The sequence below is a fragment of the Salinicoccus sp. ID82-1 genome (assembly GCF_021991715.1).
Taxonomy (GTDB): domain Bacteria; phylum Bacillota; class Bacilli; order Staphylococcales; family Salinicoccaceae; genus Salinicoccus; species Salinicoccus cyprini.
This window is the reverse complement of sequence record NZ_JAGFLY010000006.1, coordinates 1-26,002: the sequence shown is the minus strand read 5'-3', so window position 1 is coordinate 26,002 and position 26,002 is coordinate 1. Positions and strand designations below refer to the sequence as shown.

Sequence of the window (26,002 nt, the reverse complement as noted above, 5' to 3'; positions counted from 1 at the left end):
ATGAATACTAATAACAAGTTCAATAAATTAATATTTCACAACAACAATATATAATATATTGTATATTGTATGATTTATTTTTAGGAATTTTGTATATGTGAAAATAAAGTAAATGTGATGCTATAAAATTTGCTCTCAATGAAAGCCATCAAGCTCACTTACACGAACCTCACGCCCTTAAAGCACACGCAGTGATCTGTTCCGAAGACATCCGACAGGGATGTCCGAGACGCATTTCAAGCATCGTGTGCGCCACGATTTCTCCCTCATGTACGTACGCAAAACATATATGTTTTACGGGAGGACATCGCTGCACTTCAAAATGATTTCATCTGTACAGCAGAACATAGTCCAGGGGGACTGTGTGACGTCTGTACGCTCGAATTTGATCTCTAGGAAGTGACGCCAGACACTTCCGAATGAGCACCCCCGAAGGGGGCAAGGAGAGGGATGCGCAAGCATTCCGGGACGCAGTAAGGGGGCAGTCAGCTATGCTGACCGGACAGAGCGCGAAAGCGCCTGTACGTACGCCCCCCTTATGCTCTTTCCCCACTATGCGTCCGGACATAGTACGATACATAAACAACGCTGCGAACCCTTGGTGCGACTGCGTTTGTGCGATATCGTGCAAATATACACCGGACATAGTCGCATAGTCGACCCCCGACGAACCCGCATTGTGAAGCCATCGCTGAACTATGTGGGGGTGTCATTCGACCCGTAGGGCGTATGACAACATAGTCGGGTCGTTCACGGTGCATAACCCCGCCCCGTAGACGCGAGTCGAAGGGGGATTTCGGGGCATATGCACACCGTGTGACGGTCGACAGGCAGACAGGGATTACGGTGCGCCCTCGCCCCGTGATCACGTCGTGCCATAGTGGGGAAAATGCCCCGAAGGGGCGCAAGCAGCACGCGTGCTGCGCCGAAATGCACTGCAGAATTTAAGGCACGAAAGCCATGCTGAGGACGGCGCAGAGGCGGTTATATGACGGCACACGAGGCGATTGTACGTACAGAGCGCAGCGACTGGCGTACACGCCGTGTGACGGAAAAAGGTAGGCAAGACCACCGGCGCGACGGAAGGCTCCACAGCATGGACTTGAGGCCTTTCTCTAGGGCATTCAGGGTGGGAAGCCCCGGGCGGTTATACGAGCGGAAGCGAGAAAGTCAGTCAAAACCACCAAGGGGCGAAGGACCCGCCCTGAATGATCCAGGCTGCCCTTGAACTTGGCTCCGGTATTCCAGGATGCATGCCAGTCTGCTATCAAAAAAAGACCGACACGTCCCACGAAGGGCGGTCGGTCCGCATGACGTATCGATGCGATGCGTATGCCATATATCATATACTGCATATTGTATATGTATCCGATATGTTCTCGGTATTTCAGTTTTGGCGTATGCATGCTATCCGTCATTCCGTACGCCATCGGTTGCGCATGGGTTACGTATGCGATAAACAGGCGTACGTATGTGTATAGGATGCCTGATTCCGTGCGTATTTCATAAAGCATTTGAAGCATACGCTGTGAGCATGGCTCTGTGTGCTTACGAGATGCGGCATGGCGCGCCGGTGTTTATAAGTATGTGGTACGACATTCCATACGCATGACGCCCCGTCAGCATGCCGTAAGCGCCAAATGGAGCATATCGTATGTATCGTATCGGCGCGAATTGCGCCACGCGGTGTGAAAAGGGTTGTCTGGTACCCCGGTTAACTTCCGATCTGCTAATCATAAATGAAGCCTAAAGCCTTAGAACTCTAAGTCGTACCATTAAGATACTTTTAAAAGATTCTTTGAAGTGCTATACTTAAACAGAATAGAGGAGGGATTGTATGAAAACCTTGGATGTACCGTTCAAAAGTATTTCTGACGTAAAGAAGTCTCCGATGACAATCTTCGAAGAAGCGAAAGAACGAAACAATGGTGTCTATATCTTCAATCGAGATAAAGTCGCTGGTGTTGTGTTGACCCAAGACCAGTATGAGAGCATGAATAGCGAGATTGAAGCACTGTACGATCGCATTGATGAACTGATTGTCAAAGAACGCCTTCAAGATAAAAATATCAAAACGTATAGTGTCGAGGAAGTCACAGGTATCAATCTCGATGATATTGAACTCGATGACAACGACGGCTGGGAGTAATTCATGTACACTGTGGAACTTACAGAATCTGCGAAGTCAGACTATGACAAGCTTGATGGCAGTCAGAAACAACTTATCGTAAAAGGGTTGAAGCGCATCAGTGCGCGCGGAATGAGTGCTGGTGAACCACTCCGTGGGCCACTTAAAGGATGTAATAAGATTAAACTCAAGCAACAGGGTCTACGGATTGTGTTTCGTGAAGTGGAGGACCATATGGAGGTCGTTCAAGTCATCGCCATCGGTAAACGTGATAAATCACAAGTATATAAAGATGCAATGAACCGTATCATTGCAAAAAACTAGACGGGTGTATGCCCGTCTTTTTTTGTGTTATACGATATCACGCGCCAAAATTCGGTACGACATGTGGTGTCCTATGCAAATTAACTTGATATAGATATTGACTGAATGGTACTATTTGGTAACTAGACTTCGGTCAATCATTTATGTATTGGAGAGAATAGAATATGAAATCTACAGGTATTGTACGCAAGGTCGATGAACTCGGACGGGTTGTCGTTCCGATCGAGCTTAGACGCACGCTCGATATTGAAATCAGAGACTCTCTCGAGGTCTACACCGAAGGGGATGCGATCATCCTGAAGAAGTATGCACCCGAGCTGACGTGTGCCGTCACCGGCAAGGTATCAAAAGACAACATGGTCTTGGCCGACGGCAACCTCGTACTGAGCACAGAGGGTGCCAGAATACTACTTGAGCAGATCGAGGCGGAGCACAAGAAATAGCACACCGAGGGTGTCTGGTTTTACAGGAAAAAAGAATCTGGTGGCGAAAAAAAGACCGGCAGCCCATAAGGGAGTCGGTCCGATTATCATCCTATAAGTCCAGCATCTGTTTCGTTTCATCATAATCGTAGACGGTCACGTTGTTATTTTGAACATCCGCCTCGTACGATTTGACTGATTCAAGATCAAGCTCATCTTCTATTCGTTCTTCCAACGCCTGCTTCATCATCGAAGACAGAGGTATACCGTGGCGCTCAGCATAGTCTTCAAACACTTTTTGCTCCCTATCGTTCAAGCGCACTTCAATCGTACCCATCAGCATCCACCCCTTCTGTTTTATACCGCATATCGTGTGGGATATTATATCCATACCCTTAATAAAAAAAATCGACAACCTATAGGCCGTCGATTCTAAGATGCTTGCTCTATCATACGGATTAATTTTACGGTCCGATGTACGTAATGGCTTCTATAATCCGTTTGCAGTCTTCGAGTAGCTCCCTTTCTGCTTCATCCGTTAATCTGGCGCTCCTGGCAGCCGGATCAATCGCTTTTATCTTCTCACATAGCACGTAACCCGTCGTTTTGCTGTTCTTGGTTCTCCCGTCGACAGCGACATGGGTCGGATAGCCTTTATCTGTGTTGGTGATGGGCAAGACCCAGATCAGATCTGTCTGTTTATGTACGTTTTCTTCTGAAACCACGATTACCGGGCGATAACCCTGCTGTTCATGTCCCTTGGCAGGTGACATATTGATTTTTATAATATCCCCGGCCTTGAAATACTTTGCCATATTCATCCCTCCAAAAAATAAAGTCTGTACTCATTTACTGAAAGTTGAGTACAGACACATGTAAACTGGGCTACAAGTTACCATTCTTCTTTTCCGATTGGTTCTGCCTCATCCCAAAGGGACTCAGAGTCAGGTTTTTCACCTTCGTAACCGACAAATAGCTTCTGAAACGGTGTCAGCTTATTCTTCGGTACCAGCGAAATGCGGTTGGGTTCGATTTCCACTTCAAGTAGTGTGTCGTTCTCATCGAACCCTGCCTCTTTCAGGACTTCACGCGTAAGCCTGATCCCTTGGCTGTTGCCCCACGGACGGATTTTAGCTTCGTGATGACCGACTTTTGTCTTCGCCTTCTCCATACTGATCAACTCCCCTGAACATGTTTAAATTACCATAAGTATATCCCACGTATATACATTTATCAATAGATAGCATTTGCCTGTTTTTGTGTAAGATTATGGGGCATAAAAGGAAATTTTTTATAGATTTCAAATCTAAAAAACCTCAAAATTAGACAATTTCAATTTTCAATTCCTTACCGACAGATTTTGCAATACGATCAAGCATCTGCACCGTAGTATTGACACTTCCATTTTCAATACGGGCAATCGTAGATTTGGCTACACCAGCCTTTTCAGCGAGTTCATGCTGCGATAGATTATACTCATCTCTTAGATAAACTATCATAACTGAAATATCAAGCCGGTTTGACATCTCACTAAAGAATCTCTCACTCTCAGGGTCATTATCAATGTACTTTACTTTGAGTTCATCTATATAGGTCATGATATTACCCTCCAATGAAATTTCTTAGATAATAGTAATTATGCACTCAAGTGCAAAGTAAGAAGAATTGTTAAAATAAAATAAGAAAGCTTTGAATATGTCTTTTAAAATTCATTAATGAGGAGAGTGCTAATATCGCTGAAATCTATTCAATATTCACCCATAGAGGTGGATCAGGAAAAACAAGTCTAGTAACGAACCTTGCATCAATTCTTGCACATAAATATAAGAAAAAAATTCTAATTATTGATGCAGACCCAAAAGGTAATATAAGCATGGCTTTCGATAAAATTCCCGAGAACTTTGAAGATACTATTTATGACGTAATGGTACGTGGCATTGATCCAAAAGAAGTTATTGTTTCCCTACATCAAAATATCGATTTAATACCCTCAAATGGCGATATGGACTTCTTAGAATTTGACATATTTCCTCGCCTAAAAGTATATTCACGTCCCTATCACCTACTTAAAGACAATATGAGAAGTATTAAAAATAAATACGACTACGTGTTTATTGACACACCCTCATCAAGCATACTTACAATTGCTAATTGCCTAATATATTCAGACAAAGTAATAATACCATTCGTTCCTGATATTTTCGATGTTGCTGGTTTTTCCCAGGTTACTAAAACAATTAAAGAGATACAAAACACACATAATCCTAAATTAAAGATATCTGGAATCTTAGCAATGAAAGTAGAGAAAGCAACAAATATTCATAAAGAAATTTTAAAAGAAGCACAAATATTTTTCTCTCAGTCAAACATCCAATTATATGAAACTCGAATACCAAAAACAATATTATTCGCAAAAAGTGTTTCATATAATAAATCTCCAGCTATTTTAACATCAAAAGCTAAAAACAAACTTGTTAATTCGTATGACAATCTAGCTAATGAATTCTTATTAAAAGATAAAATAACAAGAAAAAAATTCGATTATAAAACAGATATATTAGAACTATACAAAAAGAAAGAAGAAAACAAACAAAAAAATAAGGTAGAAAATACACATAAACGCATGACTTTCTTAATACGAAAAGAATTAAAAAAACGTCTCGATATCATTAGCAAGAACAAACATGGATTTAAAACTTTTATTTTAAACCAAGCAATTGAAGAGATATTAGATAAAACAGAAAGAAATGATGATTAATCCAATAAGATCTCTTCTGATAGAGGAACTATAGAAATATAATATGTAGGGCAGTTTGTTACACGTAGTCAAATTAATAACCTAACTTGTTCTATCCTATGGATTCTTGGATTTTCGTTAATCATTTCGAATAGTCTCTCGAATACCTTCACATATTCACCAGGAACTAAGCTGAAGAGCTTATTGAGTTCACTTATCAGTATTTTAGACTTCTTTTTCAAATTTTGGACATGTTGAACTAATGTCTGCAGAGTATAAAATTTGCTTACAGCACCTCCACCTACGACCTTCACTTTTATTTTCTTGGACTTCTTTAGTACATTTCTAAGTGCTGGTGTTTCAATACCAAATTTAGCAGCAAGTTTTCTCTGCGATATTTCGACCACTCCATTAATAGCATGAGCATTTAAATATTCAACAATATCACTCTCACGCTCGTGCGCGTGAGAGTATTTACGATCTTTACGCAGTTTTTTGTGTTTATACCAATGATTAAATGCTCTGGAAGTGTGTTTTTTGTTACACCAAGATTCGAGCAACAGCTTTATATACTCTTTATTGGCCCCTTTATACTTTCCGCTATACGCACTCTTGACGATTTTACTAACATCAGTATTTTTTAGAGGTATTTCTAGCCTTGAATTAAATTGATCCATTTTATCAAAACAACTCTCAAAAGAGACACCAGATTGAAAATTGGCTAAACACAAAGTGAAAATAGCATTATTACGGCCATATCCGGCCCCTCCATGGATCCCGGGTTGTTGAATCAGCTCACGGTACCATTCTTCTTCAATTTGTCTCTGCTGAGTATTAAAAGTATTATCAACCACGACTCTCAGATGGGCTCTGGCATCATCTGATTTACGTCTAGACCAATCCATTAGCTCCTTAAAATTATGCGCTATATCTTCTTGGTAAAATAAGATATTGTAATCATTTGGGCATCTGAAGTAGCCAAAATGATTACATGTGAGGTCTACTCCCCCAATTTCTTTATTGAATTCACTTCTCAAATTCTGAGAGATCTTTTTAGCGACTTTTAGACTTTTATAATTTGTTTTCTCTGAAATATAAACTGGCTGGTCGATTATAAAATAAGCATGAAATCCTTTATCTGTCTTTAGTATTAGTGTTGGCATCATATCTAGGTTTAATCCAGCATTCAAGATATCTGTATACTCGATATTATATGTATCGAAATCAATTACAAATGTATTTATTTGTTTTAGGTTTCTCTCCTCGTGACCTGAAACTGTATTGTTCTTTCTACTCAACCAATGAAACACATTAGGTGTGAAATGTGTTGCAACATTGCTATTACTCATGAGTGTCTCAACTGATCCAACTGTATAGCCTTTGTTATAGATCATTTGATTTTTCGAATTTGCGACTGCTATTTTCCCGTAACGATTCATTTTTTTATACTTAATTCTAGATTCGGCGATCCCCTCTTTTAGGATGCTGGAATAGATGGATTGTAAATTGTACATGAATTGTCCTTCCCAACAAAAAAAGCGCCAGGTGATTAAACCTGTCGCTCACATACCTATACAATCTACTCAAATATGACGATATAAAAGTACAATAAATACACATACTCATATCGCTAACTTGATTTATCTACGAACATTTGCTATTATATAGCTATCCAAAATATTAGTAAATGTTCGCCAAAACACTCTGTGGTCAGAGGTATGTGAGCGAAATATAACGTTTGAATTCAGTACTTCCCCAAGAACTGAATTCCGAGGAACTCGACGTGTCCCCACACTTCGAGTTTTTTGTTATTTATACGCTCTTTTTATTTAATTTTTGTTTAGTGAATTAATTAAACTAAGCATACAAGAACAAGGTTGATTTGTAAAATCAAAAAAGCATATTGCATATTATATATAATATGCAATATGCAATATGCTCATACTAATATTCACCTTTTCTTTTCAAAACGTCTACTTTTTCTTCTATATTAATACGATAATACTTATCGAAAACCTCCAAACTTTCCTCATCAAGATCTTCAATCATGTTATCAATAGCTTCAGTAATAATTTGCATATTGTTGAGATTACGCTTCGCAACTACATTTTTAAGCGCTAGTATTTTCGCGTGAGTATCTCCATCCAGCCTAAGAGAAGTAACAGGAAGCTTTTCTTTCTTTATATTATGGTTAGCCAAAGGATTTTCATGTTTCTTTCCTACTCTTTTCTTCTTTGTTTCATCTAACAATCCCATCTATCCCACTCCTTCTTATTGAGTTTGTTTTGCTTCTATTTGTTCTAATTTTTCTAAAAATTCATCAGTAAGCTTTTCATATTCTTTAATAGCCTTCTGATCCCAGTGGCCTTCTTCTGAAATTCCAAATTCGTCCCAAAATTTGACTCTTTCCATCGCTTTTACGATATGCTTGAATACATACTCCTTGTAATCCTCCGTAGCATCTTGCAGCGTAATACTGTCTGTCTTCGTATTTTTCGTAAACATGACGGGTATGATTCCCAAAACATCAAACTCATTCCCGTATGTCTCTTGAAAGTCCACGAGATGAACTAAAAACTTTTCTACAGATCTATAAGATCTCCGGTGTGTTTGCATTACTATCAGACTATAGTCACAAGCATAAATCGCATTATTACTAAAATCGGAAATCGTAGGAGGGGTATCGATTAATATGATATCGTACTCGTCTCTTACACCTTCAAGAAAATTATTCAGTTCTTTAACTTTATTGAAGGTATCTTTATAGCGATATTTTTTAATGAGATGGTCTGGAAATCCAATCAAATCAAAGTCGCTGGGGATTAAATCTAGATTTTTAGATAATCGACGTGTTGTTCCAGCTCGATCTCCACTTTGTATTCCTTCGTAGATAGTAGCGTAGCCTTCATCATTGAGAGCATCCGGCTTCTCTGCGTTATTATATGTTCGAATCAAAAGCTCAGTCGCATCAGCCTGAGGATCAAAATCCACAAGTAAAGTCTTTATCCCTTTTTTCTCAGACAAGACGTAGGCAAGGGCGCATGCTGTCGATGTCTTAGAAACACCGCCTTTGAAGTTATTTATACTTATAATCTTCCCCAATCTTTTCACTCCTTTATATTACTTTACATGCATAACATGTTATATATAATATATAGCATACAATATATTATATGTTGCGTATAGTTTTTAGATAAATTTTAAAAGCATAGGATCAATCAAATATATCGCATTTTCACTCTTATACTATATCAAAAAAACATACAGTATATTATATACTGTATGCTATATATTTACCTCTACTATTCAATATAAATCTTTTATCGTGTATCTATTATAAGAGTTTGTCTTTAAAGTCTTCACGGAATTCCTTCTTCTTTTCACTTTCATTTGAGAAGAATTTAATTCCCAATAACCTAACTTCCTCGTTCTCAGACAAGACCTCTATATTCTCATTTTCGCTTAATGACATCAAGAACTCTTCTTTCCATCGATCTTCCAATTGCAAATGGCCCCCTTTGGGTTCTAGGAAGACCTGGTAGGTGTAGTCTTCGCCCTGGAGATAGAGCAGAAAGTCAGGCATGAAGCCTCGTGTACCATTGATTTCAACAATCTTCACTTTGCGTTCATTCCGGATGAGGTAGACCTCTTGATACTTTTTTTTAAGTTCTTCTATATAATCATTGATAAAGTCGATAAACGTGCTTTCCAGACTGTTGACGATGGCCTTATCGTAGACATACCAATGATTATCCCGCATATTCCTTTTCTGCAGGGTTTCGCTCATATTGGATACTTTGGCATTCACCTTATTCAGTTCAATATAGTAGTCATTAATCATCTCGGACATGGCCACACCTTCGAACACAGGCGTGCCACGCTCCTTCATATAGTTTGCCTTTATCTTTTTTTCTACATAATCCAGATATTTCTCCACCATTTTAAGTTTACTCAATGGACTTAAATCATGCAATTCCAATTCCAGTGGCAGAGTCACATGGAACGTTAAGTTCCCAAGAAAATTGGGACTTTCAATGAAGTCCTTCATGCTTGATAGGGCAGGGATGTAGGCTTTGAAGTTGCTGAAGTGGAAGAAGGGCTTTCTCTGTATCGCCTTTCGTATATAGATACGGTCTACATGCCACGTCACTTCATGCCTTTGTCCACCACCCGTCTGTTCCATCCGTTTGCCATAATGCTGCTCAACAGTGGTTTCAAATGGAATCTCATAGTCTGTGCTCACGTTGTAGTGGGAGAGTGTTCGATAATCATCCGCAGTGGTTTTCTCCAGTTTATTGATATAAATCTTGCCATTCTTAAATACTGGACTCTTTTTAAAGGCAGGCTTGAGTTTCGCTTCCAACCGATCGTATTCGTCCTCTTTTACTTGTATGCTTGCCGATTCGAGTGATTTTTCCAGATTCTTTATATAGGCATTCTCATTGATTGTATGATAGTGCAGACTTTCAATGACTTTGAGATCCGTCTGTACCAAATCGAACCGTCTTGTATATGAGCGCACTTCTTGGTACTCAAAAGGGTAGTAGCGAGCACCACGACCAATCAGCTGAGCTTCACTGTCTGTCGTGGTTTTCGTTGAAGTCGCACCTTCACTGATTCTCACTATATCGAACAGGTTCAATACATCCCAACCTTCATTCAGCTTTGCGACGGCAAAGATGGCACGAATCGGATTGTTGTCTTCTTCCAATGTATTCAACAGCAGGGCATTATCTTCCGAAAGGAAGGCTTTATCATTGGCGTTTAGAATGGTTTCTTCTGTGAAATCCCACTGCAGGTCACGAATGACTTCAGGCAGTGGCTGATCTTTATAATACTCGAACATCTTGCTCCATATACTGTTCTCATGCTTGTAGGTGGCATGGCCAAGAGTGATGATATGCGACAAGCTTTCCACGTTCAGTCCCTGTACAGTGTTCAATAGGCGTTCATTAGCGGATAGGGAAGTCGCAATCTTATTGGACTTGAACAGAATGATTGGCTTTAATGAGATATCATTTGCTTGGGCAATGTATTTGCGGTACTGGCTCAAGAGAATGGCGTTCAGCATCTTGTTTTCATCTGCTTCATCGGCACGCAACAGCACCACATTCTTCGAATACCCATCATTCATGAATCGTCTCAGATCATATTGATAGACGATTTTGTCCTTATATTTTTCAAATAGTACATCCTGATTCAAGTTGATGGTTGCTGTATACTCCAATAGTCGGTTGGCAGGGTTGAGTTGAAGCAGGGTGTTGACAGTATTCTCCCACGTTCTTTCTTCATACTCTCTGGTATTCAGTTTCCGTTTATTCCGCCGTGTCCATGCGTTGATATGGTGGGCTTCATCAGCCAACAGCACAAGGCGCGTATTCTCCAGCGATTCATAGGTCAATGCATTTTCTTTGGGTTCTGTCAGGTCAGTGTGGAGCTTTTGGATGGTGGTTAATTTTAAATAGATTGTATTGGCATCTGGGAACGCCGGGAATACATCGACCACTTGAATGGAAATTCGCTGTCCATCTATCACAATGCCTTCTTTTCTGAATAGATATTTACTGGAACTTTCATTTGTAAGGTTGTCATAGGTCTTTTTAATGATGGCATCACTGTTCACAAAGAAGATGAAGTTCTGTTGGTTATGTTCTTTGAATAGATATAGGATGGTCGATGCCAGGACGAGTGTTTTTCCTGATCCCGTCGCCATATGGAACAGCAGGTGATTGAATGAGAGATCTGCGTTATCCAGTTTTTGTGTATAGATGAGCTGTTTCAATGCCTGTGACTGGTATTCCCGCAAAGGGTGTCTCAGATTATCCTGTACATAATCCGGCACTTCAGGTGGCTCTACGAACAGGGAGTTGAACTGTGCTTCAATTCTTCTATGGAGGATTTCATTACTCATCCGTGTCACCTTCTTCTTGGTAGAAGGAATGATTAAATTCTTTTACTGAATCAGGAATCTCATACTGACTGTCTTCAATTTCTGAGTAATTGAGATACAGTCGGTTCATATCCAACACTTGGATAAGCACGTCTTTTTGTTCTGCTAAAGATAATGACTTGAAGTTCTCGTCTTGTGTCGTAGCCTTATCTAAGTCCACTTTGAAGTTCAAATAAGCAGATGTTTTCATCTTATCAATGACGTGTTCTAATGCTTCAGTGCTTGAGCAATCTTGAATAGCCTGGAGGTATTCTTCATTCAAGCTATATAATTCAGCATAGACAAAGCTGCCACCGCCTTGCCACTCAACGTCTTTTGAGATACCTCCTTGTTCACCGTCAATCACTTTTTGTAATCGTGGAACTGATACTGTATTAATATAGTTCATTTGTTCTACACCAATAAAACGGCGGTTCATTTTCATTGCGACAGATGGGGTAGTTGCAGACCCCATGAAGAAATCTAGCACTAAATCTTTTTCATTAGTAGATATATCGACTAGGTAACTAATGAGTCCTTCAGGTTTAGAATATTTGAATATACTTTCTTCGAACATTTGTTTTAAGTGTTTTTCAGATTGTGTATTAGAATATTTGTTTATCACACCTAAAGGTTGCATTTTCCTCTCCATGATATTCCCTTCATTATCTGCCTTCAAATATTGCTTGGTATAGACGACCCACTCATCATTATTATTTTTTTTAAAAATTATAAAGCCATTCTCTAATCCCCACTTAAACTTCTTCTTCCCCCATCTCCACACTGCTTTTTTACCGTTATTATTATCTGAAGGATAAATGTAACTTCCATCAGGAGTTTCTATTGGATAATCTAAAGCTTTGGAATACTGAATTGAACCCATACCTAGTTTTTGTGTATAATACTTCCCTCTCGTTTCTTCATATTCATCTCTTTCTTTATACCTAGCTTCATTTGTGATATTAACAGGTAAAATTTGAGCTTTATCAACATTTTTTGCATAAACTAAAATAAATTCATGTTTGTTTTTGAAAAATTTACTGTCAGATTTCCCTCCACCTTCTTTATTTTCCCATACTAATGTTGTAATATGATTTCTCTTCTCAAATATTTCATCCATTAAAACTGTGAGATAGGCTTGTTCATTATTATCTATATTTATAAATATTAAACCATCATTCTGTAAAAGGTCATAAGCTATTTCTATTCTATTCTTCATAAAAGTCAGCCATGTTGAACGATTAAATCTATCGTTATATTTAAAAGAATCTTTACCAGTATTATAAGGAGGATCAATATAAATCATTTTAATTTGATTCGAGAATCGTTTTTTTAGTGCGCTTAGTGCTAACAAATTATTACCTTTAATAATTAGATTATCCTCATTTTTAAAATCTGTTATTTTTTCTTCTCCATTTTTTGTATACAGTTTACTGTTGATCAAAACCTTAGGAGATAGCAAAGTATCGATTTCTTCTTTCGCTAAAGTGTTATGATAATAAACTTCATCTTTCCCTATTTCCTCTGCCGTCATTCCTCCTTCCAACACCCCATCTTTGTGCGGAAAATCAAGCACGACATCCGTATTGTATTTAAGGTACTTATTCTCACTGGTCAGTCCAATTTCATTCGTATACTTTGTAAAGCTGTTATCCCAATAGTTTTTGAAACGTAGCATACTAATAAAATCTTCCACTTTAAAAATTAAACCTGATGGCAATTGAAGTGAGTATGTATTTCTTATTAGCTCGTTTGATAGAAGGACTGTCATTAGTTTCTCATCGTACGTTCGTATATCTTCAATTACTTTGTTCTTCAATAGCGTATTTTCGTTCCAGTATTTAGGGAATGGCTTTAGAACATTATTTATCTCTTGTTGGAGCTTTGTTTCCATAAAATCATTTCTCTCCGATCTTTTTTTCAGACTTACTGTTAATCATATTATATATAGTACCTCTTGATACCCCAGTCATTCTGATGATTTCATTTATCGTGTACTTCTTACTCTCATACAGGGAAATGACCTTTTCTCTTTTGTCTTTAGGAAATTTTGGCCTTCCCCCCGTTCTACCCCTTGAACGGGCTGATTCTAAACCTTTTTTCGTTCTTTCGCTCAATAGATTAGCTTCGAGCTCTGCGAAAGCACTCATCATGGTAAAGAACATTTTCCCCATTGCATCTTTAGTATTGATATTCATATCTATTATTTCTAAATCTATATTCTTTTCATCAAGGTGTTGAGATAGTTCTATTAATTGTTTGGTTGTCCGCCCTAGTCGATCTAATTTAGTAATGACTAAAGTGTCTCCCTCCCGTAAATAGTCGAGGCATTTATCTAATTCTGTTCTTTTATATTTCCGTCCACTTACCTTTTCGGAAAATATTCGATTACAACCATATTTATTTAAGACATCAATTTGACTATTTAAATTCTGATCTCTCGTACTGACTCTGGCATAACCAATTTTACTCATAATATTTCCTCCTTATTTATCTCCTAGTAGGGGGTTATATGTATTCTATTCTCTAAATGGCCCTCATAGAACTTGGTTACAGTACAAAAACTCAATAGGTTTTAAAATATTGTACAAAGATAATTGTACGGGTTTTTGTACTTACAATCTATAGTGAAATCAACTATATTTCATTCTCCTCGAATATTCCAATAAACGGTCGTTTATTGGATGGTTATATAAAAACTATTATCCCAATTTAAGAGTTATTCCATCCCTCTTTTAAACGCTATTTTGCCGAGCCGAATTTAGCTAAAATTTTGGCAGCTCTCTATACGATTCAATTTCAATCTAAAAGAGCACAAAAGAATTCAATAATGAATAAACAATTTTGTAATATAAACTATTCACCTCAAACCTGGTTCAAGATATAATCAAAAATTACAAATCTTTATTCAAATAAATACTTGAATGATTAAATAGGGGAAGATATACTATATTCAAATGAATATTATAATAAGAAGGTGATTGATATGAATAAGAAGGATACTTGTGAAGTTTTTTGTTATGACGAAGAAAAGGTCAATCGAATACAGGAAGATATACAGCAGGTAGATATTTCTGGTGTTTCTCAATTGCTGAAAGCAATTGCTGACGAAAACAGAGCCAAAATCACCTATGCTTTATGTCAGGAGGAAGAATTATGTGTGTGTGATGTCGCAAATATCATTGGTGTTTCAGTAGCAAACGCTTCCCATCATCTAAGAACGCTTTATAGACAAGGAATAATCAAGTTTAGAAAAGAAGGGAAGCTTGCTTTCTATTCATTGGATGATGAGCATATCAAACAGATCATGATGATTGCATTAACACATAAGAAAGAAGTGATGGCTAATGTCTGAACAACAGACAAAATTAATGGATGAAGAAATGAACACATATCGGGTTCAAGGATTCTCGTGTGCAAATTGTGCAGGAAAGTTTGAAAAAAACGTTAAACACTTGCCCAATGTTCAAGATGCAAAGGTCAATTTCGGTGCTTCCAAAATTTCTGTATATGGCGAAGTGACTGTTGAGGAGCTGGAGAAAGCAGGCGCGTTTGAAAATCTTAAAGTGGCACCTGAAAAAACGACGAGAGCACCTGCCGCTGAAGATAAGGAGAAGGAAGAAAAAGTTCCGTTCTATAAAAAACATAGTACATTGCTTTACTCTACGTTATTCATGGCACTCGGTTTTGTTTCCATGGGCGTGAATGGAAATGGTAATGTTGTAACGGCTCTTCTATTCATTACATCGATGCTCGTCGGGGGAACCTCTCTGATGAAAACTGGTCTCCAGAACCTGGTGCGGCTTGAGTTCGATATGAGAACACTCATGACGGTTGCTGTAATTGGTGGTGTTCTGATAGGAGAATGGGCGGAAGTCTCGATTGTGGTCATTCTCTTTGCCATCAGTGAGGCATTGGAGCGCTTCTCCATGGAACGAGCAAGAAAATCGATCACTTCATTGATGGATATTGCTCCGAAAGAGGCACTGGTCAGACGCGGTGGGCAGGAAATGATGGTTCACGTGGATGATATTGCTGTTGGGGATATCATGATAGTCAAACCGGGACAGAAAATCGCAATGGATGGTGTCATCGTGAATGGTTACTCGTCCATCAACCAGGCAGCCATCACCGGCGAGTCGGTCCCAGTCGAAAAATTTGAAGATGATGAAGTGTTTGCAGGGACGCTCAATGAAGAGGGCTTCCTTGAAGTGGAAATCACCAAACTTGTTGAGGATACGACGATTGCTAAAATCATTCACCTAGTGGAGGAAGCACAGGGAGAGCGTGCCCCTTCGCAGGCATTCATTGACAAGTTTGCGAAGTACTATACGCCGGTCATCATGGTCATCGCAGCGCTGGTTGCAGTACTGCCCCCACTGTTCTTCGGTGCCAGCTGGGAAACATGGGTCTACCAGGGACTGGCAGTGCTTGTTGTAGGATGTCCGTGTGCGCTCGTCATCTCCACACCAATATCGATTGTATCCGCAATCGGTAACGCTGCAAAGAAAGGTGTGCTTGTGAAGGGTGGTATCTATCTCGAGGAGATCGGTGCACTGAAGGCAATCGCTTTTGATAAGACGGGCACCTTGACTAAAGGCGTTCCGGTTGTTACTAATTTTGAAGTAATCAGTAATAAAGTCGATGAGCAAAAGATGATCGCGATCATCACTGCTTTGGAATATCGTTCTCAACATCCTTTAGCAGCAGCGATTATGAATAAAGCGGATGAAGAAAACGTCTCCTATGCCGACATCCCTGTAGAAGACTTTTCTTCAATCACAGGCAAGGGAATTACAGGTAGAATAGATGGCTTCTCATATTATGTTGGAAACCCGAAATTGTTTGCAGAGCTATCTAAATCGAGCGTTGATAATAAAATTGAAAATACTGTTGAATCTCTTCAAAAGCAGGGTAAGACAGTCATGCTGGCAGGAACAGAGAATGGCGTTGAGGCTATTATTGCTGTGGCGGATGAAGTCAGGGAGACAAGTAAGGAAGCACTTCATAAATTGCATCAATCTGGCATTAAAAAGACTGTCATGCTTACTGGCGATAATCATAGTACCGCCAATGCAATCGGAGGAGAAGTTGGCGTCACCGACGTCAGATCGGAACTGCTGCCACAAGATAAACTGGAAGTCATCAAAGAGTTGAAAACAAAATACAATCATGTTGCCATGGTCGGAGATGGTGTCAATGATGCACCGGCTCTGGCAGCCTCCACAGTTGGAATCGCAATGGGCGGGGCAGGTACGGATACAGCACTTGAAACAGCCGATGTTGCATTGATGGGTGATGATCTGAAAAAACTGCCGTTCACACTCAAACTGAGCCGGAAAACGCTGAACATCATCAAAGCCAACATCGCCTTTGCAATCGGAATCAAGGTCCTTGCACTGCTGCTGGTCATTCCGGGCTGGCTCACGCTTTGGATCGCCATCCTCTCCGACATGGGTGCTACCCTTATAGTGGCATTGAACGGCATGCGACTCATGCGAGTGAAGGAAGAAGAATAAATTTATGGTTTGAACACATTGGTACACGATGAGACAGTAAGCAGAGAGAATGTTACAGGGCGCTTTTCCTCCTGGAAAAGCGCCCTGTAACTGGTTTGGAGTGAGAAAATGCTAACAACAGTGTTTACGGCCGCGACCATTTACGTAGCAACAGGAATCGACTACCTCGTTCTTTTGATTACATTGTTTTCGCAAGTGAAAAAAGGGCAGGCAAAACACATCTGGATTGGAAAGTATGTTGGGACGATCATCGTTATAGGCGTGAGCCTTCTAGTCGCCTTGGGAGTCGCGAACTTAGTCCCTCAGGAGTGGATCATCGGGCTTCTCGGTCTTTTGCCCATTTATTTAGGCATAAAGGTGTGGACGAAAGGGGAAGAAGATTCAGATGAAAGCAGCATTCTTTCTGTTTTTCCTCTGGTAAGTCAAATCAATTGTTTGTAACGGTTACTTTAATCGTATTGTCATCAAGCGCAGATGATTTTTCCATCTATGTACCTTACTTTACAACGTTAAATGCGAATGAAATCCTCGTTTCCATTATCGTTTTTCTGATTATGATCGGCGTTTTGCTCTATCTCGGCTATCGTTTGGCCAAATTGGATTTCTTATCGGAAAAAATCGAAAGATATGAACGCTGGATCGTTCCGTTTGTTTTAATAGGTTTAGGAATATATATCATGGTTGAAAATGGCACATTCAATGTCTTGTTCTCAATTCTTTAATATTTGATTGGATAAAATATCAATTCTGAGATATTCAAATTTGTTTCTCCATTATAGAAAATTAAAAGTTGACCTCTTCCATGGGAAAGGCCAACTTTTAATTAGCAGTAAAGATTCACGCATTTCTCAATAGTTATATCACCTGAAAGATGACCAGCAGTATGACCAACATGTAGATGAGATAGCTTACATCAAAAGCCAGGACTTGCCAGCGCTTGAATCCAGGTTGCTTGCTGCCCCAACTGACAAAAGCGATGTAGAGGATGGGCATGAGCGCCACAAACAGAAGGTTGACCCAATAGAGCTGGAAGTTTTGAACCGGCACGCTGACTAGTGCCAGAGGAACGAAGGCGACCGTCATGGTGATGGCGTTATCTGCAATCACACTGGTCGTTCCTGCTGTGACTTCACCCCCTCTGGAAACGCTCCAAGTCTTGAACACTTCTGGCGCCGTGCTCATTATGCCGGTGATGAATAATCCGCCGACCACTTTCGAAATGCCAAATGCTACGACTATATTTTCCGTCGCTTTGACAATGAAGTAGGCGCCGACAACTATGGCAGCAGCACCGGCAATCGCCAGCCAGATCTGTTTGGCACTCCATTCCACCTTTTCACCCTGTCCCCGGCCTCTGAAGATCGCCTGGGCGAGAAAGACAAGGTAGGCACCAAGCATAATCCAGCCGTCTATGGGTTGCAGTCCACGCCAGGGGACGGGAAGCGTCAGCACTGCAACCAGCACCAGTATACCCAGATAAGGCAGTGCAAGTACGGTTACTGTTTTTGGATCCAGGTATAGTATGTGTTCTTCTAAGTGCTGTTCGTGACTCTCATTTTTGGAGTTTGAATTGCCTGTCTGCTGTTTGAATGTCTTCCTTGTCGCAAAATAAGCGATCGTGACCATCAGCGGAATCGAGATGATATTAGAACCTAACAGATTCCCCAGACCGATTTCGGCAGAACCGGTAAGAACACTGGTCACATTGATTCCCACCTCAGGGCTGGCGGTGACGATGGCCAGGAAAGCCGCCCCTGCCGAAGCTGTCAGGCCCCACTGTTTCCGGAGGTTTTTGAGCGGCTTCACCAGCTGCTCAGCCCCCCAGTGGGCGCCCCAGGCAGCAATGATTAATACGAATGCCCATAACCAGGTGCTCATGATACATTCTCCTCTCTTCATCAGTTACGGTTTATTTTTTGTCATGCTTATACCATTTGAAAGAACAGGACTGTTATGATTTAATCTCCGTATGGTTTGAAAAATACCCATTATGGAATACTCACAATCTATTAAAATATATTGTCTGGGCTGTGATACGCAATGCATTTAATCGAGAAGCTATATACGCTCATTATTTTCTTGGCTGTAATTATTGGTATAGGCATGGGACAAGTGGAAATCATACGAACTAATGCGGAAAGCTTTATTGTTCCTTTACTAGTAGTAATGCTATATATTACTTTCTTGCAAATTCCCCTTGAAGAAATAAGGAAAGCATTTAAAAACATAAAATTTACGTATACCTCAGTCACTATCAACTTTGTCTGGTCGCCTATTTTGGCATGGCTCCTAGCACTAATATTCCTAAGTGACCATCCAGCATTATATATTGGTTTTATTATGCTGATGGTCACACCATGTACTGATTGGTACTTGATATTCACTGGGATAGCAAAAGGAAATGTAGCGTTATCAACAGCCATTCTGCCTCTGAATCTAATCTTACAAGTCACTTTGCTACCTGTTTACCTTCTTATTTTTGGTGGAACGACAGGAGTTATCGAATTTGCGTTTCTGGTAGAAAGTATTTTAGTTGTTTTGTTCATCCCGTTAGTTTTGGCACTTCTGACAAAAGTGTTTTTAAAACATAAGCAGCAGTTAAAAGATGGTTTGATATCCAATCTTAGCGTATTGCCTATAATTTTTCTAAGTCTCGCAATTATGGCTATGTTCGCATCGCAAGGGCAATTATTACTGGATAATGTAGATTTAATGTGGCAAATAACAATACCAATCCTTTTATTTTTCATAGTGAATTTTTTCGTTGGTCAAAAAGTTGGGAAGATTATGAGGTTTTCGATACCTGACAGAACCAGTTTGAGCTTGACTACCTTGGCTAGAAATTCGCCAATTGCTTTAGCAATCGCTATGACTGCATTTCCGGATCAGCCTTTAATCGCATTAACGTTGGTCATCGGACCATTATTGGAGTTACCTATCCTGGCAATGATCACTCAAATTTTGATATTTATTTCTAAAAATAAAAATCCATAAAAAAGATTCATTACCCTTCAGCACCCATCAAATTATTTTGATGGGTGCTTTCTTGATTTGCTAATATATTTAAAAACAGAGTTGGGATTTTCTAATAATTCCACCTATTGAAGGTATAACCTTGACAAAACGTCTAAAACCATTCTACTATGTGTACATATGATGAAGTAATCATATTATCCGTTGGTAAATTCAACGACTTTCAGGAGTGATTGAATATGGAAAATACAAAGCAAGACAAAGTTTTCAATAATAATAAGAATCTTGATGAAGAAACTTTATTTATGGTATCGCAAACTTTCAAAGCGTTGAGCGACCCCACAAGAATCAGAATACTGAATCTGCTTTTTCACAATGAATATTCTGTAAATGATATTGCGGAAAATTTACATCTAAGGCAATCTACGGTCTCCCATCAGCTGAGATTTCTGAAAAACTTGAGACTAGTCAAATATAGAAGAGATGGGACGAGCATATACTATTCCCCGGATGACACACATGTAATGAACATGCTGGAAGAAACCATCAGCCATGCACGCCATTTTTAAAAAACAGATATGATGGGCGGTTACAATTTATTATATTGAGAAGTGAACATACGTTTAAATGGGAAGGTGATATGAATGAGTCAGGACCATAATCATACTCATAATGCCAACAAAAAAGTATTAATGTTCAGTTTTATTATCATCACAGTATATATGATAATAGAAGCAGTCGGTGGATTTTTGACCAACAGTCTGGCCTTGTTGGCTGATGCAGGTCATATGTTAAGTGATTCTATTTCGTTAGGGATAGGGCTTCTAGCATTTATTTTCGGTGAGAAAGCTGCAAACTACAGCAAAACCTATGGATATAAACGGTTTGAAATTCTTGCGGCAGTCTTTAATGGTGTGACTTTAGTACTCATTGCCGGCTATATTTTCTACGAGGCATATGGTCGCTTTATGGACCCTCCTGAAGTAGCGTCCACTGGCATGCTGATAATCGCTACCATTGGACTGCTTATAAATATACTGGTCGCATGGCTCATGATGCGAGGAGGCGATACGAAAGGGAACCTGAATATCAAAGCTGCATTTTTACATGTACTCGGTGATTTGCTTGGTTCTGTCGGTGCAATTACAGCAGCTCTGCTAATGATCTTCTTCGATTGGGGCTGGGCCGATCCACTGGCGAGTGTGGTGGTTGCTGTGCTTGTGCTTATAAGTGGATGGCGTGTAACCAAGGAATCGCTCCATGTATTGATGGAAGGTACGCCTAAAAATGTCCAACTGGATGAAATTTTTGAAACAATAAAAAATGTTCCAGGTGTGAAGGGATTACACGATCTGCATGTCTGGAGTATTACAAGCGGACAAAATGCCCTTTCATGTCATATAGTAGTAGATGGAGAGATAACAATACTGGAAAGTCAAAAAATCTTGAGAGAAATTGAGCAGGGATTAGAAAGCAGAGAGATTGGCCATACTACAATTCAAATGGAAAATGAAGACCATCCACACGAAGATTCATTGATCTGCCAAAATGAATATGGGATCTCAGAGCATAAGCATGATAATTAGAGGACTGTGTATATCATGAAGATAAGCTTTGTTTTTTTACTCTAGACATCTGTTGACGATTTGATTACAAGTGAGTTTGAGATATTCTTGTTTCTTGTTTGGTGATAAGATTACGTGGTAATCAAAAATTATTCATATAGGAAAAGGTGATAAATATGTTAGGTAGGTTATATCTGCTTTTGGCCGTGGTTAGTCTATCCTTTATTGTTCTGCCTGGTACAGTTTATGGGCATTCTGTTCTGGAGGAATCGGAGCCGGCAGATGGGGATCAACTTGAGGAAGGTATAAATAATATGGAGCTCTCTTTTAGTACAAAGGTTGAAAATGGGAGTACGCTCTCCCTTATAAGCGAAGACGACCAAAAAATCCAGCCCTCGTCTGTTGATATAGATGATAATGTTATGAGCGCACAATTTGAAGAGTCTCTTAGCCCGGGCGAATATGACGTAAATTGGGAGATAGTGGGGGCGGACGGTCATCCGATCGAAGGTCAATACACCTTTTCAATCTTGGGACCCGGTAGTCAAAATCAAGAGCATGATGAACAGAATGAAGATGATGAGGGAAGTGAGGTTGTAAACAACGCACAAAATTCAGAAACCAATAATATATCAAATCAGAAGGACAACAATACAAACGAAGGTTCTTCATTAGGCATGGGAATAGTAGTCGTCCTTGCTTTTGCTGGTTTAATACTAGCGGGTGGTATGTGGATCAGAAAAAGAAAGAATAGAAGGTGATTGGAATACTTTTGACCTCCGTCACAGAATTCATACTATATGTTTGTTTTTCAATACTTATCGGTTCCCTGATTCTATTCATGGTTCCGAAAAATAAAAAAACTGATGTATACATACCGAAAAAACTGCTATATTTATCAGCGATTCTGATACCTGTAGCCGCCTTCGCTCCCGTATTACAAACTGCAATTATACTAGCTTATGGTATGGACCTCTGGTCGATTCTTACAAATATTATACTGACTTTTGAAATCGGCAAAGCTTGGGTGTTCATCAGTATCGTAACTATTATTCTGATATTTGTATTGAAATCAAAAAACTTATCAACAAAAATGCATTTGAAAACATGGGCATTGTTTCTGGTTTTGTTGATGCTGCTGGGTTATACGAGATCCGCGCATGCGTCGACCATTACTGAATGGAGAGGTTTTCTCTTTCAGACACTTCACTTCCTCTCTGTCACGATATGGATAGGAATCCTCTTCATAGTCAGTTGGTTTTCCAAAGACAAAAGAAACTGGAAAGCTTTCCTGAAATGGTTTACACCAGTTGCCATGGTATGTCTTATCATTGCAATGGTGGCTGGTTATTTTACTATGGGGATTGATATCGATTCCTATGACGATCTGGATGCCTCCATCACCCAAGAGTACCAGAATAGCCTTATTACCAATTATGGGCAAGCGCTGTTGCTGAAACATATACTTATCATTTCACTTGTATTATTTGCTCTGGTTAATGGTGTCATGTTTAGAAAGAGATATAATGATGAATCGTTCCATCCTCTAAAATGGGCTCGTATGGAAAGCTTCTATGCTTTAATTGTATTTGGAGTGACAGCTTTTATGGGCCAGTCCTGGCCACCGCATCAAATTTATAGCTTGATTAAAACAGAAGGTGCTTCGCCACTGTTTACTGCTCTATATGATGGAGATATTGTAAATGACATTCAAAATGCAGGGCAAAGTGGTGTGTTTAATGTGACCATATCTTTCGGACTGGAGAATTATTTGCTGTTGGGCTTGGGCTCATTGTTTTTAGTATTAACTGTGTATGCAGCAACATATAAGAAGTCCGTATTCTTATCTACAAGCTTCTCTTTACTGATGTCTATTTCCTTTTATATGGCGATTATATTAGGGATTCAATAAGTATGATTTAATATATTACTCGAAAAAGAGATGCATATCTTTTAAATTGATATGCATCTCTTTTTATTATTTTTCACTATGCTGATAAAAGAAATCTTTACTTTAGCTTTTTAAACATAATTACTTACCTTTTTGGGGATACTCTCTTCTCCCCAAGTTTTATAGGATGAGAACGTGAAATCACCAGAATTTAAGACAGTTACTGGAGCGGGAGAATCTCCTAGTATTACTAGTTCTTCAATCAAACGCTGTGAATTCATCGCTTGAGCCTGGTCTGCTTCAAGGTTTTTGGTGGCTATAATAATAAATAAAACGATTAAAGCTGTAGCGACCAAAGTGATAATTATAAGAATAATTACAGTCAGTTTAGAATTATTCCTTTCCCTCTCTTTCATAGAAGCACCTACTTGTTTATTTTGAGTTAAGTATATCATTCAATGATATACGAGAAGAACCTCAGTTAACCATTTTTCGATATTATTTGTAAAAGAGGGTGCAATACACATTATCAACTCTCGTATGAAAAGTGACAATATGCAGTGATATACCACCAATATGAAAGCTTTTCCATATTGTTACCAAGTGTCATAATACTGTCATCCAAGAGTAAATTGTTAGATGCTACAATGAAAACTATAAATGAATGACAGGATGGTGATAAAAGTGAAAAAACGCACCAGGAATATTTTAAGAGTGAGCATTATTGTAACCGTCACCTTACTGATTGGCATTACACTATGGTTCAATCTCACTTCCGGCCCAAAGACGCTGAATGTCGGCGATCAGGCCGTGGACTTCAAGCTGGAGACACTCGAGGATGAGGAAGTCCAACTGTCCGAACTCACCGAAGAGAAGGGTGTCATACTCAACTTCTGGGGGACGTGGTGCCAACCCTGCCGAGAAGAGATGCCGGATATGAATGACGTCTATACGGACGGTCATGAAGACTACGAAATCGTGGCTGTCAATCTCAGGGAGAATGAGCAACAGATTGAGCAGTTTCTTTCGGGCCTAGATGCAGATCTCAAATTCCCGATTGCGCTCGACCGATCAGGAGATGTCACCGAAGCTTATAATATCGGCCCGCTGCCGACGACCATCGCAGTCAACCGGGACGGCATCGTGATAAAAAAGCAGGAGTACCAGCTGACTCCCGAAGATATAAAAACCTTCATAAGTGAAGCCACAGAATAGGATGAATACATAATGGAACTGAAAGAAATCAGATGTGAATCCTGTGGTCATGTCAACCCCCCCGGCACCCAGCTGTGTCAGTCCTGTGGGAAGATGATCAACAGCGATTATGATAAAAATAAAATAAAAGATGTCATGCGCTATGACGGCAGTGCTGTCAGATCCAAGACACGGTCGAAGAGCATCTTCGACAAAATTTGGATATTCTTCACCTCCGTGAAAGTCGGGATAGGAATTATACTAGCAATCACCATCGCTTCAGCAATCGGTACCATATTCCCTCAGGAGTACTTCATACCGATTGGTGCAGATCCAGCGCAATACTATACTGAGAACTATGGTACGCTCGGATATCTGTACTACTCCCTCGGATTCCACAACCTCTATTCCTCCTGGTGGTTTTTAATTCTTAATGGAGTCCTGGCTTTGGCCATCATCGCCGCCAGCATTGATCGTGGTGTACCGCTGTTCAAATCACTCCGCAACCAGCGGGTCAGGAAACATGATTCCTACTTTGGAAGACAGCGGCTCACCCTCCGCCAGGAGGACGGAACGGATGCAGAAGGGCTGGTCGACAGACTGTCGAAGAAACGGTACAAGGTGAAGAAAGACGGCGACAGCTACCTGCTTGAGAAGGGCAGGCTGTCCCGCTATGGACCATACATAAACCATACGGGTCTCATCATCCTGCTTTTCGGCAGCATGCTCAGATTCTTCCCGGGCATGTATGTCGATGAAATCATCTACTTCAACGAAGGGGAGACAGAGGAGATTCCGACGACCGGGGGGCAATACTATGTGAAGAACGAAGCCTTCATCATGGACACCTATGATGAAGATGCCGACGCAGTCTTCAGTGAGACATTGCAGAACAGCAACGCGATGACGGTCAGCAACTTCCAGACGGATGTCACCGTCTATGAAAACCAGAGTGCGGATGTGGTCGGCAGCCAGCCGGATCTCGAGAAGGTGGATGACTACAGCATACGGGTCAACCACCCATACAGATTCGGCAACTACGAGCTCTATCAGTCGAGCTATGACAACTCACAGATGAAGTCCATGACGTTCAGTCTGGAGGACCAGAACGGGAAGACGGTGGGGGACACCTTCACAGTCACTCTGGATAACCCGGAAGAATCATATGAGATCAATGATGATATCACGGTCAACATGCGGGCCTATTCACCGGATTTCCTCGAAATCGCGGATAACGGCACACTCGTTTCGGAGACACCGGTACCTAGGAATCCCGCATTCGTCTTCGAGGTTACCGGCGCAGGGGAAAGCGAACTCAGT

Annotated in this window: 25 protein-coding genes and 1 pseudogene; 14 read left to right on the top strand and 12 right to left on the bottom strand. The window is 40.0% G+C overall.

The genetic code is table 11. The annotated features are described in order from the left end of the window. Positions 1-1,837: 1,837 nt before the first annotated feature. From J4760_RS12895 to J4760_RS12885, 3 genes are all read left to right on the top strand, one after another. Positions 1,838-2,149, top strand: coding sequence for a hypothetical protein (locus tag J4760_RS12895; RefSeq protein ID WP_237606000.1), 312 nt, complete (start codon positions 1,838-1,840; stop codon positions 2,147-2,149). A gap of 3 nt (positions 2,150-2,152) precedes the next feature. Next, positions 2,153-2,452 (top strand): type II toxin-antitoxin system RelE family toxin, encoded by a 300-nt coding sequence (locus J4760_RS12890; protein ID WP_237605999.1) that lies wholly within the window; start codon positions 2,153-2,155, stop codon positions 2,450-2,452. Between the two features lie 164 nt (positions 2,453-2,616). Next, positions 2,617-2,895, top strand: a complete 279-nt coding sequence (locus J4760_RS12885) for an AbrB/MazE/SpoVT family DNA-binding domain-containing protein (RefSeq protein WP_237605998.1) — start codon at positions 2,617-2,619, stop codon at positions 2,893-2,895. Positions 2,896-2,986: 91 nt separating this feature from the next. Here the strand turns inward: J4760_RS12885 and relB are convergent, their stop codons facing one another. From relB to J4760_RS12865, 4 genes are all read right to left on the bottom strand, one after another. Then, entirely contained in the window at positions 2,987-3,211 is a 225-nt protein-coding gene (relB, locus tag J4760_RS12880; RefSeq protein ID WP_237605997.1) for a type II toxin-antitoxin system RelB family antitoxin, read from the bottom strand. Between the two features lie 127 nt (positions 3,212-3,338). Then, complete coding sequence (locus J4760_RS12875) at positions 3,339-3,695, bottom strand: type II toxin-antitoxin system PemK/MazF family toxin (RefSeq protein ID WP_237605996.1); 357 nt, start codon at positions 3,693-3,695, stop codon at positions 3,339-3,341. A gap of 71 nt (positions 3,696-3,766) precedes the next feature. After that, positions 3,767-4,045 (bottom strand): AbrB/MazE/SpoVT family DNA-binding domain-containing protein, encoded by a 279-nt coding sequence (locus J4760_RS12870; protein WP_237605995.1) that lies wholly within the window; start codon positions 4,043-4,045, stop codon positions 3,767-3,769. Between the two features lie 151 nt (positions 4,046-4,196). Then, a complete protein-coding gene (locus J4760_RS12865; RefSeq protein WP_237605994.1) occupies positions 4,197-4,472 on the bottom strand; it encodes a helix-turn-helix domain-containing protein in 276 nt (91 codons plus the stop codon). Between the two features lie 95 nt (positions 4,473-4,567). On the opposite strand from J4760_RS12865, the gene J4760_RS12860 reads away from it, so the two are divergent. After that, positions 4,568-5,632 (top strand): AAA family ATPase, encoded by a 1,065-nt coding sequence (locus J4760_RS12860; RefSeq protein ID WP_370637569.1) that lies wholly within the window; start codon positions 4,568-4,570, stop codon positions 5,630-5,632. A gap of 68 nt (positions 5,633-5,700) precedes the next feature. Here J4760_RS12860 and J4760_RS12855 read toward each other — a convergent pair whose 3' ends face one another. From J4760_RS12855 to J4760_RS12830, 6 genes are all read right to left on the bottom strand, one after another. Then, positions 5,701-7,125, bottom strand: a complete 1,425-nt coding sequence (locus J4760_RS12855; RefSeq protein ID WP_237605993.1) for a primase C-terminal domain-containing protein — start codon at positions 7,123-7,125, stop codon at positions 5,701-5,703. 430 nt (positions 7,126-7,555) lie between these two features. Next, positions 7,556-7,867: a hypothetical protein gene (locus J4760_RS12850; protein WP_237605992.1), complete on the bottom strand. Its 312-nt coding sequence runs from the start codon at positions 7,865-7,867 to the stop codon at positions 7,556-7,558. A gap of 15 nt (positions 7,868-7,882) precedes the next feature. After that, positions 7,883-8,713, bottom strand: coding sequence for a ParA family protein (locus J4760_RS12845; RefSeq protein ID WP_237605991.1), 831 nt, complete (start codon positions 8,711-8,713; stop codon positions 7,883-7,885). A gap of 232 nt (positions 8,714-8,945) precedes the next feature. Further along, on the bottom strand, positions 8,946-11,522 hold the full coding sequence (locus tag J4760_RS12840) for a DEAD/DEAH box helicase family protein (RefSeq protein ID WP_237605990.1): 2,577 nt from the start codon (positions 11,520-11,522) through the stop codon (positions 8,946-8,948). Further along, entirely contained in the window at positions 11,515-13,434 is a 1,920-nt protein-coding gene (locus J4760_RS12835; protein ID WP_237605989.1) for a site-specific DNA-methyltransferase, read from the bottom strand. Before J4760_RS12835 ends, J4760_RS12840 begins: the two co-directional genes overlap by 8 nt. Before the next feature lie 4 nt (positions 13,435-13,438). Continuing rightward, on the bottom strand, positions 13,439-14,014 hold the full coding sequence (locus J4760_RS12830; protein WP_237605988.1) for a recombinase family protein: 576 nt from the start codon (positions 14,012-14,014) through the stop codon (positions 13,439-13,441). A 512-nt stretch (positions 14,015-14,526) separates the two neighbouring features. Between J4760_RS12830 and J4760_RS12825 the strand changes: the two genes are divergently transcribed. The 3 genes and pseudogenes from J4760_RS12825 (at position 14,527) to J4760_RS12815 (ending at position 17,781) form a co-directional block, all read left to right on the top strand. Next, positions 14,527-14,895, top strand: a complete 369-nt coding sequence (locus J4760_RS12825) for an ArsR/SmtB family transcription factor (protein ID WP_237605987.1) — start codon at positions 14,527-14,529, stop codon at positions 14,893-14,895. After that, positions 14,888-17,059, top strand: a complete 2,172-nt coding sequence (locus tag J4760_RS12820) for a heavy metal translocating P-type ATPase (RefSeq protein ID WP_237605986.1) — start codon at positions 14,888-14,890, stop codon at positions 17,057-17,059. The genes J4760_RS12825 and J4760_RS12820 overlap by 8 nt, the downstream gene beginning before the upstream one ends. Positions 17,060-17,167: 108 nt before the next feature. Continuing rightward, a pseudogene (locus J4760_RS12815) lies at positions 17,168-17,781 on the top strand (CadD family cadmium resistance transporter). Positions 17,782-17,914: 133 nt separating this feature from the next. Here J4760_RS12815 and J4760_RS12810 read toward each other — a convergent pair. Beyond that, complete coding sequence (locus tag J4760_RS12810; RefSeq protein WP_237605985.1) at positions 17,915-18,937, bottom strand: sodium:calcium antiporter; 1,023 nt, start codon at positions 18,935-18,937, stop codon at positions 17,915-17,917. A 162-nt stretch (positions 18,938-19,099) separates the two neighbouring features. Here J4760_RS12810 and J4760_RS12805 point away from each other — a divergent pair, with 162 nt between their 5' ends. From J4760_RS12805 to J4760_RS12785, 5 genes are all read left to right on the top strand, one after another. Next, positions 19,100-20,053 (top strand): arsenic resistance protein, encoded by a 954-nt coding sequence (locus J4760_RS12805; RefSeq protein WP_237605984.1) that lies wholly within the window; start codon positions 19,100-19,102, stop codon positions 20,051-20,053. A gap of 218 nt (positions 20,054-20,271) precedes the next feature. Then, positions 20,272-20,601, top strand: a complete 330-nt coding sequence (locus J4760_RS12800) for an ArsR/SmtB family transcription factor (protein ID WP_237605983.1) — start codon at positions 20,272-20,274, stop codon at positions 20,599-20,601. A gap of 75 nt (positions 20,602-20,676) precedes the next feature. Beyond that, on the top strand, positions 20,677-21,618 hold the full coding sequence (locus tag J4760_RS12795; RefSeq protein ID WP_237605982.1) for a cation diffusion facilitator family transporter: 942 nt from the start codon (positions 20,677-20,679) through the stop codon (positions 21,616-21,618). 155 nt (positions 21,619-21,773) lie between these two features. Further along, positions 21,774-22,358 (top strand): copper resistance CopC family protein, encoded by a 585-nt coding sequence (locus J4760_RS12790; RefSeq protein ID WP_237605981.1) that lies wholly within the window; start codon positions 21,774-21,776, stop codon positions 22,356-22,358. Then, the gene (locus J4760_RS12785; RefSeq protein ID WP_237605980.1) at positions 22,355-23,509 is read left to right on the top strand and encodes a copper resistance D family protein; all 1,155 of its coding nucleotides are present in this window, start codon (positions 22,355-22,357) and stop codon (positions 23,507-23,509) included. The genes J4760_RS12790 and J4760_RS12785 overlap by 4 nt, the downstream gene beginning before the upstream one ends. 110 nt (positions 23,510-23,619) lie before the next feature. Here the strand turns inward: J4760_RS12785 and J4760_RS12780 are convergent, their stop codons facing one another. Then, on the bottom strand, positions 23,620-23,904 hold the full coding sequence (locus J4760_RS12780; RefSeq protein ID WP_237605979.1) for a hypothetical protein: 285 nt from the start codon (positions 23,902-23,904) through the stop codon (positions 23,620-23,622). 298 nt (positions 23,905-24,202) lie between these two features. On the opposite strand from J4760_RS12780, the gene J4760_RS12775 reads away from it, so the two are divergent. Then, complete coding sequence (locus tag J4760_RS12775) at positions 24,203-24,703, top strand: redoxin domain-containing protein (protein WP_237605978.1); 501 nt, start codon at positions 24,203-24,205, stop codon at positions 24,701-24,703. A gap of 12 nt (positions 24,704-24,715) precedes the next feature. After that, positions 24,716-26,002, top strand: a 1,287-nt coding sequence (locus J4760_RS12770; RefSeq protein WP_237605977.1) for a cytochrome c biogenesis ResB family protein, incomplete at its 3' end; no start/stop codon positions are given.